Annotated in this window: 1 protein-coding gene and 1 pseudogene; both read left to right on the top strand. The window is 62.5% G+C overall.

The genetic code is table 11. The annotated features are described in order from the left end of the window. Nucleotides 1–420: pseudogene (locus L9Z73_RS30260) on the top strand (monooxygenase); the annotation flags it as partial. Nucleotides 421–613: 193 nt separating this feature from the next. Continuing rightward, entirely contained in the window at nt 614–1,393 is a 780-nt protein-coding gene (locus tag L9Z73_RS30255; RefSeq protein WP_247408621.1) for a PhzF family phenazine biosynthesis protein, read from the top strand. Nucleotides 1,394–1,577: the final 184 nt, after the last annotated feature.

Below are 1,577 nucleotides of genomic sequence, written 5' to 3'. Positions count from 1 at the left end.
GACGATGCGCAGGTGCAGCAGGTGGTCGGCAAGGCCTCGGCGCAGGTCTACACGGCTGAAGCGGCGACCCTGCGCGCCGCACAGGCCTCACAACGCGCCTACGTGGCACACTTCGCCAAGGATGCGCAGGCCGAACGCGAGGCCAATATTGCCGCAGAGCTGGAGTCGGCCCAAGCGCAAGTGGTGATTGCCGATCTGGTGCTTCGCGCCACCAGCGACCTGTTCAACGCCTTGGGCGCATCCGCCGCACGCGCGAGCCTGCAACTCGACCGACACTGGCGCAATGCGCGCACTGCGGCCTCACACAATCCATTGATCTATAAAGAGCGGATCCTCGGTGACTGGGAGATCAATGGCACCGAACCGCCCTACGTGTGGCAGATCGGCGGTGGCAGCCAGCAAAACCACGCGCAGAAATAGCACCAGAGCGTGTAAAACCGCGACCTGAAAATGCCCCGGCCTGTCGGGGCATTTTTCTGAGACACCGAAAAAGCTCCGCCGCACCCTTCCCTGCAGCTTGCATGCGCGCAAAAAAACACGCCTTCTGTATTTTGACGCTCCCCAGAGCCCGCTGTTAGTGTCCAACCTCCCCGCACACATGGAGTACACCACGGTGAAACTGGACATCTACCAAGTCGACGCCTTCAGCCAACACCCCTTCGGCGGCAACCCCGCTGCGGTGTGCCCACTGACCGAATGGCTGAGCGACGCGCAACTGCAAAACATCGCCGCCGAAAACAACCTGTCCGAAACCGCCTACTTCGTCCCCCGCGACGGTTTTTATGAGCTGCGCTGGTTCACCCCGACCGTCGAAGTTGACCTGTGCGGCCATGCCACGCTCGCGGCGGCGTGGGTGTTGATTCACGCGTTGGCGGATGCGCCTGAGGTGCTGCGGTTTGCAACGCGCAGCGGCGAGCTGCGGGTAACACGCGAGGGCGATGAACTGGCGATGGATTTTCCGGCGAAAGCGCCACACGCGTGCGAGCCGCCGGCCGGAATGTTGAGCGCGCTGGGGATTGAACGCGCCGAGGTGTTCGGCACCGATGACTACATTGTGTTGCTCGACGATGAAGCCCAGGTTGCCGCGCTCACGCCGGACTTCGCCCAGCTCAAGGGCCTGCCCAAACGCGGGATTGCGGTGACGGCCAAGAGCACGCGGTTTGACTTCATTTCCCGTTGGTTCGGGCCGAATGTGGGGGTCAATGAAGACCCGGTCACCGGTTCCGCGCATACCTCGCTGGCGCCGTTCTGGGCCGAGCGCCTGGGCAAAACACGCCTGAGCGCCGAGCAAGGCGGTGCGCGCAAAGGCCAGTTGCGCTGTGTCCTCAAGGGCGACCGGGTGATTATTTCCGGCAAGGCCGTGCTGTATATGCAAGGCACGATTTACCTGTAAAAAGCAGTACCCCTAGAACAACAGATCATTCTCAACATGAACGGAGTTCAGCGCGTGTTTTCGATTGCCCGCCGTCAACTGACGGTCATTGCCGCAACCCTGGCCCTTGTGGCCTGCCACACCCCGGTCAACGAACTGCCTCCGGCGCCGGAGCTAGGCTCGGGCTATCGCAGCGACCTCAGCC

It is taken from the genome of Pseudomonas emilianonis (assembly GCF_023072625.1).
Lineage (GTDB): Bacteria > Pseudomonadota > Gammaproteobacteria > Pseudomonadales > Pseudomonadaceae > Aquipseudomonas > Aquipseudomonas paraveronii.
The sequence above is the reverse complement of the archived record's forward strand: the minus strand, read 5'-3'. Positions and strand labels throughout refer to the sequence as shown.